This window comes from Chamaesiphon polymorphus CCALA 037 (assembly GCF_003003845.1).
Taxonomy (GTDB): Bacteria; Cyanobacteriota; Cyanobacteriia; order Cyanobacteriales; family Chamaesiphonaceae; genus Chamaesiphon; species Chamaesiphon polymorphus.
The window spans coordinates 1-9,161 of the sequence record NZ_PVWO01000216.1; the positions used below are offsets into that span (position 1 = coordinate 1).

Annotated in this window: 9 protein-coding genes; 6 read left to right on the plus strand and 3 right to left on the minus strand. The window is 48.5% G+C overall.

Annotation, left to right across the window (positions count from 1 at the left end; translation table 11 throughout):
- Positions 1 to 78: 78 nt before the first annotated feature.
- Positions 79 to 2,070 (minus strand): GspE/PulE family protein, encoded by a 1,992-nt coding sequence (locus C7B77_RS16340; RefSeq protein ID WP_106306962.1) that lies wholly within the window; start codon positions 2,068 to 2,070, stop codon positions 79 to 81.
- Between the two features lie 278 nt (positions 2,071 to 2,348).
- Between C7B77_RS16340 and C7B77_RS30065 the strand changes: the two genes are divergently transcribed.
- The 3 genes from C7B77_RS30065 to dnaK all read left to right on the plus strand — a co-directional run bounded on the left by C7B77_RS30065 (position 2,349) and on the right by dnaK (position 5,518).
- Positions 2,349 to 2,501, plus strand: coding sequence for a hypothetical protein (locus C7B77_RS30065; protein WP_219892175.1), 153 nt, complete (start codon positions 2,349 to 2,351; stop codon positions 2,499 to 2,501).
- A gap of 114 nt (positions 2,502 to 2,615) precedes the next feature.
- On the plus strand, positions 2,616 to 3,377 hold the full coding sequence (gene grpE, locus C7B77_RS16345; protein ID WP_106306965.1) for a nucleotide exchange factor GrpE: 762 nt from the start codon (positions 2,616 to 2,618) through the stop codon (positions 3,375 to 3,377).
- 143 nt (positions 3,378 to 3,520) lie between these two features.
- Positions 3,521 to 5,518, plus strand: a complete 1,998-nt coding sequence (gene dnaK, locus C7B77_RS16350) for a molecular chaperone DnaK (protein ID WP_106306968.1) — start codon at positions 3,521 to 3,523, stop codon at positions 5,516 to 5,518.
- 165 nt (positions 5,519 to 5,683) lie between these two features.
- Here the strand turns inward: dnaK and C7B77_RS30070 are convergent, their stop codons facing one another.
- Positions 5,684 to 5,887, minus strand: a complete 204-nt coding sequence (locus C7B77_RS30070) for a hypothetical protein (protein ID WP_106306971.1) — start codon at positions 5,885 to 5,887, stop codon at positions 5,684 to 5,686.
- A gap of 51 nt (positions 5,888 to 5,938) precedes the next feature.
- On the opposite strand from C7B77_RS30070, the gene dnaJ reads away from it, so the two are divergent.
- From dnaJ to dnaN, 3 genes are all read left to right on the plus strand, one after another.
- Positions 5,939 to 7,066 carry a molecular chaperone DnaJ gene (dnaJ, locus tag C7B77_RS16360; RefSeq protein WP_106306974.1) on the plus strand — a complete coding sequence of 376 codons (1,128 nt, stop codon included), beginning with the start codon at positions 5,939 to 5,941 and terminating at the stop codon, positions 7,064 to 7,066.
- A gap of 128 nt (positions 7,067 to 7,194) precedes the next feature.
- Positions 7,195 to 7,410, plus strand: a complete 216-nt coding sequence (locus C7B77_RS16365) for a sulfurtransferase TusA family protein (protein ID WP_106306977.1) — start codon at positions 7,195 to 7,197, stop codon at positions 7,408 to 7,410.
- Between the two features lie 131 nt (positions 7,411 to 7,541).
- Complete coding sequence (gene dnaN / locus C7B77_RS16370; RefSeq protein ID WP_106306980.1) at positions 7,542 to 8,711, plus strand: DNA polymerase III subunit beta; 1,170 nt, start codon at positions 7,542 to 7,544, stop codon at positions 8,709 to 8,711.
- 68 nt (positions 8,712 to 8,779) lie between these two features.
- On the opposite strand, the gene C7B77_RS16375 is transcribed toward dnaN, so the two are convergent.
- The coding region (locus tag C7B77_RS16375) for an FHA domain-containing protein (protein ID WP_245894231.1) at positions 8,780 to 9,161 on the minus strand (382 nt) is incomplete at its 5' end.

A 9,161-nucleotide genomic window follows, 5' to 3' on the forward strand; every position in this document is an offset into this window, starting at 1 on the left:
GGGTTAGGGGTTAGGGATTGGTTTAATCGTTTCGGGAGTTGGGACGCTGGCGTCCTTTCATTCCCTATTCCCTATCCCCTAATCACTAAATCTCGGCGTCATACAATACGGACAATCTAACCATTCCGGCTTGAGTTCTGCCGAACAGGTGACACAGACTAGAGTAGTTTTGCGCTTGGCTTTGAGTTCGGCTTCTAAGCCAGAGTCAGTGAAAGTGACTCGTTCTACTTCGGCTAATGTAGTCATCCCTTCTTGAACCATCTGGAGACTGTAAGCCAGCAGCGTCTTCATCCCTTGCTGAACGGCAGTTTCTTTGACGATGGCGGTGGGCGCGCGTTGGTTGATCAGAGTAGCTAGCTCATCGGTGATTTGCATGACTTCGTAGACGCCGACCCGACCGCGATAGCCGATACCATTACAGGTTTTGCACAGAGTTCCAGACGCTTTGGCAGATTCGATCGAGTCATTGGACAGTTCGTTGGCTTTGTAGAAGGTGATGACTGATTCTCCTGAAGCCGATAATCCAAATCGAGCCAGTTCTTCACGACTGGGTGTATAAGCACAGCGACATTCGACACAAACTCTGCGGAGGAGCCGTTGGGCGACGACGCCGACAAGAGCGGCAGAGACCATGAACGGTTCGACGCCCATTTCATCCAACCGCGCGATCGATCCTGCGGCATCATTGGTGTGTAATGTTGTCATGACCATGTGACCCGTTAAGGCAGCTTCCATGGAGGTTTTAGCCGTCTCTTGGTCGCGGGTTTCTCCTACCAGAATGATGTCGGGATCTTGCCGCATAAACGCTCGCAAGATCGAGGCAAAGTTCATCCCTTTTTCACGAATGACCTGCACCTGGTTGATGCCGGGGAGGGCATACTCGATCGGGTCTTCCGCCGTACTAATATTCACCCCGGGGTCGTTACGTTCGGCCAACAGCGAATACAGAGTGGTAGATTTACCCGAACCAGTCGGCCCTGTAACTAGAATCAAGCCAAACGGACGACTGCCCATCTCGCGGACGATTTCTAGCGTTGGCAGGTCGCTGATGAGCTTATCCAAGCCGAGTTGCGTTGAGGAGTTATCCAAAATCCGCATACAGACCTTTTCCCCATAGCGGCTGGGTAAGGTACTGACGCGGAAGTCTACTTTGCGACCCTCAAATGTCCGGCGAATCCGACCATCTTGCGGCAACCGTCGTTCGGCGATATCTAATTCAGCAATGATTTTAAAGCGAGAGATCACAGCAGGGATAATATGCTTGGGCAACATGGGGAAACTCTGTCGCAGCACCCCATCTTTGCGAAACCGCACTCTCAAACCTTCTTCTTGGGGTTCGACATGAATATCTGAAACTTTTTCCATCAACCCTTTGGCTAAGATTTGGTTGACTAATTTGACCACCGGAGCGGCTTCGGCACCTTGAACGTCAATCTCGTCATCGATTTCGGCTTCAGCATTTCCTAGCTCTGGCGTATCGAAGTTCTCAATTTCAATTTTGAGATTTTTTTGAGAATTATCGGCGGCATCCTGCTGGATGCGTTCGTCTAGGTAACCATCTAAAAGTTTTTGATAATCTTCAGGAGCGATGACCTCACTCCGCCAAGCAATGCCGTGGGGACGCAGAATTTTATCTAAATCGTTTTTGGCTTGGAGATCGTCCGGCTTGATCATCGCGACCGTCAGAATCGGCGGATCTCCTTCGAGCCTGCCAATCGGTAGCAGTTTGAGTTGCCGACAACTATCCGCAGAAATAAAAGTATTAATTAATTCACGAACTTGAACCTTATCGATTTGGGCGGAGGCAATATCTACCGCGTTCAAACCGTAAACGATTTTTAGCTCGAATAACTGTTGTTTTTTATATTGTTGCTGCAACTCCGCAGGCAAAGATTTACCTGTCAGAGCCTCTAAGACCTCCGTGAGTGGGTGGTTGTTGGCCCGACTGTCAACCAATGCTTGTTTGAGCTGTTCCGCATTGACATAACCTGCTTGAATTAGCTTGTTGCCAAAAGGAGAAAAGTCGTTGCGGACGATTAGTGCCCGTTTTGGTGATGAAAATTGAGTCATGGCTGCTAGTTATTGCCAAAAAGAGAAAAGTCATTGCGGACGATCGCTATCCGGTCGGGGAACGAAGATGGAGTCTCATATCTACTGTCGATGTCTCCCTAGCTTTACAGTATGCCCACAGTCGAACTCAATCTATCGATCCGATGTAAAATCTATTCGATCGCCGAGATAGAGTTTGACTATACTCGTCCTCAATTCTATTTATTTGGAGTTTTTTTAAACCAGAAGTGGTATTTTGTGTTAGTAAGTTGGGCATTATGAACAGGAGAGCATTCTACTTGAGTTGTGCCTCTTATATCGATCGGATTGCCAGCGATAATTTTAACTGTCTCGACAATCGCATCTTCAAGAATCGAACGATCGAACCAGATCGGATTTATACTCAAAAGGCAGATTCAATGAATCAGCCACCCTGGAAGATATATATTTAAGATATATGTCAATCGATCGACCATTGGCTTGCACACACTCGTTCGCGTAGCAGCTCAATGGAGAATCTAACATCGAAATTGCCTAGCAGTCTGTTAACAGAGAATTAATGAACGATGAGCGAAACCCCACAACCGCCAATTAGACCAGATGATGAGTCCATCTCATCACAAATGCCATTAGAAGATCGGGAAGCGCAACCTGTGACAACAGCAAATTCATCTACTCCGGAGCCAGCACCAACGACTACTCCAGAAGTAGTTGTCGAGGCGACGGCTACTGATGCTACGGTAGCTACTCCCGTAGAGCGGTCTACTGCCACTGTCGAACCCGAACCTGCGGCGACTTCACAATCGGAACTTCAGACACTGAAAACTCAGTTAGCAGAAATCTCCAATCAACGAGATGCTTTTCAGAGTCAGTATCTGCGGATTGCCGCCGATTTTGATAACTTCCGCAAGCGCAATAGCAAGGAAAAGGAAGACATCGAAATCCGTACTAAAGTAGCGACACTAGTCGAACTCTTAAGTGTGGTAGACAACTTCGAGCGCGCTCGAACCCAAATTAAGCCTCAAAATGAAGGCGAAATGGGCATTCATAAAAGCTATCAAGGTGTTTACAAGCAACTAGTCGAAAGCCTCAAACGGATTGGCGTGTCGCCGATGCGTCCTGAAGGACAACAATTCGATCCCAATCTGCATGAAGCGGTAATGCGCCAACCGACCGAAGAACATCCCGAAGGCACCGTGATCGAAGAACTGCAACGCGGCTACTATCTCGGCGATCGAATTTTGCGACACTCTCTGGTCAAAGTAGCCGCACCACCAGAGCAGTTATCAGCAGATGATGCCAGTAGTTTCGACACGGTCGATAATTAACCTAATTTTCGATCTCAACTGACGGTACCAACGGCAGTTATTGATGTCAGACATCAGCGGCTGTCGTTTGAGACAGTCTTTTCACTCTAGTTTCTAACTAGCAACCCCTTTTTCCATCCTTTTTAAAATATTGCCTCAAGTTTATGGCAAAAGTCATCGGCATCGACCTTGGTACTACTAATAGCTGCGTCTCCGTCCTCGAAGGCGGGATCCCAGTTGTCATTTCTAATGCAGAGGGCGGTCGTACCACCCCCAGTATCATTGGATTTGCCAAAGGTGGCGAGCAATTAGTCGGGCAACTGGCAAAACGACAAGGCGTAACTAATGCGGAAAATACCGTGTATAGTATTAAACGTTTTATCGGTCGGCGGTGGGAAGACACCGAAACCGAACGCAACCGCGTTCCCTACACCTGTATTAAGGGTAGGGATAATACCGTTGACGTCCAGATTCGCGGACGTACTTACACTCCGCAAGAGGTATCGGCGATGATCCTCCAAAAGCTCAAAAAGGATGCCCAAAACTTCTTGGGACAACCGATCGAGCAAGTGGTGATTACGGTACCTGCCTATTTTACCGATGCCCAACGCCAAGCGACCAAGGATGCCGGGACGATCGCCGGACTCGAAGTATTGCGCATCATTAACGAGCCGACTGCTGCGGCTCTAGCTTACGGCTTGGACAAAGCCGATACCGAACAAAAGATTCTGGTTGTCGATCTTGGCGGGGGGACATTTGATGTCTCCGTCCTGCAATTAGGTAACGGGATCTATGAAGTTAAAGCAACTTCTGGTAACAACCACTTAGGTGGCGATGATTTTGACAATGAAATCGTCCGCTGGTTGATCAAACATTTCCGGACGACCGAAAAGATCGATCTGCTCAAAGATAAAATGGCTCTCCAACGTCTGCGCGAAGCCGCCGAAAAAGCCAAAATCGAACTCTCGACAATGATGAGTACTTCGATTAACTTACCCTTTATCGCCGCCGACGCTCAAGGCCCCAAACATCTAGAAATCGAGCTAACCCGGACTAAATTTGAGGAAATGGTCGCACCGCTGATTCAATCCACCCTCGAACCCGTCCAGCGATCGCTCAAAGACGCCGATCTGCAACCTAAAGATATCGATCGGATTTTGCTCGTTGGCGGTTCGACCCGGATTCCTGCCGTCCAACGTGCCATTCAAGACTTTTTTGGCGGTAAAGAACTCGATCGATCGGTCAACCCCGATGAAGCTGTAGCCATGGGTGCCGCCGTTCAGGCTGGCGTCGTCGGAGGGGATGTCAAAGATGTCCTCCTGCTAGATGTAACGCCCCTATCGCTCGGTATCGAGACCCTTGGTGAAGTATTTACCAAAATCATCGAACGCAACACCACGATTCCCACGAGTAAAGGTCAAGAATTTTCGACCGCCACTGATGGCCAAACATCCGTCGAAATTCACGTCCTTCAGGGCGAACGGGCGATGGCCAAAGACAACAAGAGCTTAGGTCGATTTCTGCTCACAGGCATCCCGCCCGCGCCCAGGGGCGTGCCCAAAATTGAAGTTTCTTTCGATATCGATGTCAACGGCATCCTGAAGGTTTCAGCCCAAGATCGCGGTACCGGACGCGAACAAACCGTGGCGATTACCAATACAGGTGGACTCAACAACATTGACATCGAGCGGATGCGGAAAGAAGCCGAAACTTACGCTCAAGATGACTGGCGCAGATTACAATTGGTGGAACTCAAAAACCAAGCCGATGCTCTCTTCCATACCTATGACGTGACCGTTAAAGAGAATGGTCATCTAATTAACGATAGTCTCCGCGAGCAAGCCGAAACAACAGCCAAAGAACTGCAAATGTTGCTGCTCGAACCCTCAGCGAACTTAGAAAACGTCCAACAAGCGATCGATAAGCTCCAACAAGAGATTTTTGCCATGGGTGCAGCCGTTTACCAACAAGGTACTACGCCCAATAATTCCAGTAACACTCCACCCAATCCTAATAATACGGCACCCAGACGGCACGCACCACTCAGTCGCGCTGCCGCACCACCACCACCGCCACCACCACCATCGAAGAAAGTATCTAGTACTCTGACATTAGATTATGATGATGAAACTGCGACTACCGATTATGAAGTAGTCGAATAACAGCGCGATCGCCGATCGGGTAGATCTGCCAGCAAGTGTCTGAATCGATCGGCGTTGCCAGACCTAACGATCGAGCACGGAAAAAATCTAATTACGGTTAATACTCCATCACCAAGCCGTGATTCCTTTACAATAAAGATCGAATTGTTAAATTAACATATAAAATTACTTAAATAATGAGTGAGTGCTGTCAGTCAACTCATTACCTAGCAATGTAGCCAATCGATCGAGACTCGAGCTAAAAGCGCGCACTTCTCTAGGAGAATGGCTGCAAAGCAGTACATCGATCGATAGATGCTCGCGGCCAAAGATGCTCGCGGCCAAGGCAACACCACCGAGTTTTTGCCTGTATACCGAATCTAATTGCATATTTACTTTCAATCCTGCTTCCTAACACTCTTTGTAAGATAGAACCTTTGTATGGCACGCGACTATTACGAAATCCTTGGCACCTCCAGAGATGCCGACCAGGAAGAAATTAAACGCGCCTATCGCAGACTGGCGCGGAAATATCACCCAGATGTCAACAAAGAGCCTGGGGCAGAAGATACCTTCAAAGAAATCAATCGTGCCAACGAAGTCCTCTCCGAACCCGAACTTCGCGCTCGTTACGATCGTTTTGGGGAAGCAGGAGTATCGGGGGGTGCCGCTCCCGGATACGGTGATATGGGAGACATGGGCGGATTTGCCGACATTTTTGATGCGTTCATTAATGGCTTTGGTGGTGCTGGCGGTCAACAAACCGCTCGGCGGCGCAGCGGCCCATCTAGAGGCGAAGATTTGCGCCTCGATCTCAAGCTAGAGTTTCACGAGGCCATTTTTGGGGGCGAAAAAGAAATCCGAATTCCCCACCTCGAATCTTGTACTACCTGTAAAGGCACAGGTGCCAAACCGGGTTCTCAACCTCAAACCTGTGGTACCTGTGCTGGTGCTGGACAAGTGCGTCGCAATACCCGCACCCCGTTCGGTAACTTCACGCAAGTCTCGGTCTGTCCCACCTGTAATGGCGAAGGTCAGGTTATCGAAGACAAATGTGAAGCTTGTAATGGTGCCGGACGCAAGCAGGAAACCAAAAAACTGAAAATATCGATCCCCAAAGGTGTCGATAATGGTACCAAACTCCGGATCGGCAAAGAAGGCGACGCAGGCTTGCGTGGCGGCCCTCCAGGCGACTTGTACGTGTACTTACACGTCGAAGAAGACGCCGAATTCCGTCGTGAGGGGATTAATATTCTCTCTCAAATCAAGGTCAGTTATCTCCAAGCCATTCTCGGCAGCCACATCCAAATCAATACCGTCGATGGCCCGACTGAGTTAAATATTCCGGCTGGTATCCAACCCAATACCGTCCTCAAACTCGAACAAAAAGGCGTGCCCCGTCTGGGTAATGAAGTCAGTCGCGGCGATCATTTACTGACCGTTCAAGTTGATATTCCAGCTAAAGTTAGTCCCGAAGAACGCGATCTGCTAGAAAAACTTGCCAAACTTCGCGGCGACAGAGTTGGTAAAGGTGGGATTGGAAGTATTTTTGGGAATGTCTTTAAATAAGTTAGGAGTTGGGAGTTGGGAGTTGGGAGCAGGTCAGATATCGATCGGTAGATTGACAAATTTCGCTCAACGTTCTGACTCTTAAACTCTGTATAATTTTAACTCCCAACTAACAACTCCCAACTCTCATGACTCAACTAGACTTACGCGGAACGCCTTGTCCGATTAACTTTGTGCGGACAAAAATGAAGCTCGAACAAATGGCCGCAGGTGACGTATTAGAAGTATGGTTAGATGCTGGCGAACCGATCGAGCAAGTACCCGATAGTCTGAAGATGGCCGGATACACGATCGACAATATTACCCCCAGTCAAGATTATTTTATCCTTCAAGTCCACGGTTGATGAGATCGGGTAGGCGTTAGGCTTTGGGCTTTAGGTTGTACGCACTAAAGTGAGGGGTTATCCATTCGTTACCCATCCACCCATCCAACCATCTACTCTCTCCCAACTCCCAACTCCCAACTCCCAACTCCATGAAATTTGTCTGTACTCAGCACGATCTAAACATCAACTTAGCCTTAGTTAGTCGAGCTGTTTCCACTCGCCCTACACATCCAGTTCTGGCAAATATTAAAATAGCCGCCACTGCCGAGCCGGATCTGATTCAACTGACTGGATTCGACCTCAGTCTGGGCATTCAGACCAATTTTGCAGCGCGGGTTGAGGAAGAGGGCATTTTGACGCTACCTGCCAAACTATTAAACGATATCGTCGCTAAACTCCCTAGCGGCGAAATTACGCTCGATGATGAAGCTGGAGACAATCTAGTGACGATTACATCGGCGTCTGGTCGTTATCAAGTGCGAGGGATGAGTGCGGAGGAATTTCCCGAACTACCCTCCATCGAACGCGGTGAAACCAACCAACTATCGGCGACGGCCTTTATCGATGGCTTAAAGGGGTCTCTAATCGCCTGTAGCCAGGATGAAACCAAGCAAGTACTAACTGGGGTCTATCTTAAGGTCGAGCCAGAGAGATTGGAATTTGCCGCCACTGACGGACATCGGTTGGGTATTGTCGAAGTCTATCCGAATGAAGTAGAGAGAGCATCGGAGGAGGAAGCTACCGAACCCGCCGCGACTGCCAATACTAGCTCCTTTGAAGTCACCGTTCCAGCCAAAGCCCTGCGGGAACTCGAAAAAATGCTCGCTGCTGGAACAGAAAAAGATCGCTTGGGCTTGCAGTTGGAACAGGGTCAGGTTGTCTTTGGCTGGGGCGAACGCAAGCTGACGACGCGGACATTGGAGGGCAAATATCCCGATTATCGGCTATTAATTCCCAAACAATTTCAACGCCAGATTACACTCGATCGCAAGCAATTACTCAGTGCCCTAGAACGAATTGCCGTTCTGGCAGATCAAAGCAATTTAGTCAAATTTAGCATCGCCAGCGATCGCCAATCGATCGATCTATCAGTCGAAAGTCAAGATCGGGGTAGCGGTAGAGAATCTCTGCTAGCACAGATTTCGGGTGCAGATTTAGATATTGCTTTTAATATTAAATACTTAATGGATGGCCTGAAAACACTTCCCACTCAGGAAATTACGATCTCGCTTAATGGCCCCCTCGAACCAGTCATTCTCACGCCTCTAGGCGGTGTCAAAATGACTTACCTCGTTATGCCCGTTCAATTAAGAAACTAGCACCAAACATCTCACCCAATTATCCGCCCACTGTAGACCAACCAGTTCGTCCCCCGTCTGTCTTCTCCTCAACCTGCCTCGCCAGTATCGATATTCACCTTAATCTGAATTTTGGGGCCGGAAGTTGCTAGGCGAATCACCATGCCATCTGTTACAGATGCTTCCTTAATAGCTGTACCATCTAAATAAGTTCCATTCGGACTGATATTTTGCAGTTGCCAACCATTATCTTCGCTCCACTGCAATTGAGCGTGGTGTCGAGAGACAACAGCACTAAATAACACTACGTGGTTATCGGTTGCCCGTCCGATACGGATAACATCTTCACAACTGAATGTCCAACTTTGTACGGGAACTGAATTGAGCAGACTTAAGAGGATGTTTGAAAAGTGGGGAGGTGGGTAAAAAAGCTCACAAGAGCATAAGCTACGAATAGAAAGTAAGTAGCAA

What these genes read in the sequence shown, in the direction of transcription:
- C7B77_RS30070 (WP_106306971.1), bottom strand. Translation starts at nt 5,887, where the DNA reads ATGCAATTAGATTCGGTATACAGGCAAAAACTCGGTGGTGTTGCCTTG.
- C7B77_RS16365 (WP_106306977.1), top strand. Translation starts at nt 7,195, where the DNA reads ATGACTCAACTAGACTTACGCGGAACGCCTTGTCCGATTAACTTTGTG.
- dnaK (WP_106306968.1), top strand. Translation starts at nt 3,521, where the DNA reads ATGGCAAAAGTCATCGGCATCGACCTTGGTACTACTAATAGCTGCGTC.
- dnaN (WP_106306980.1), top strand. Translation starts at nt 7,542, where the DNA reads ATGAAATTTGTCTGTACTCAGCACGATCTAAACATCAACTTAGCCTTA.
- grpE (WP_106306965.1), top strand. Translation starts at nt 2,616, where the DNA reads ATGAGCGAAACCCCACAACCGCCAATTAGACCAGATGATGAGTCCATC.
- dnaJ (WP_106306974.1), top strand. Translation starts at nt 5,939, where the DNA reads ATGGCACGCGACTATTACGAAATCCTTGGCACCTCCAGAGATGCCGAC.
- C7B77_RS16340 (WP_106306962.1), bottom strand. Translation starts at nt 2,070, where the DNA reads ATGACTCAATTTTCATCACCAAAACGGGCACTAATCGTCCGCAACGAC.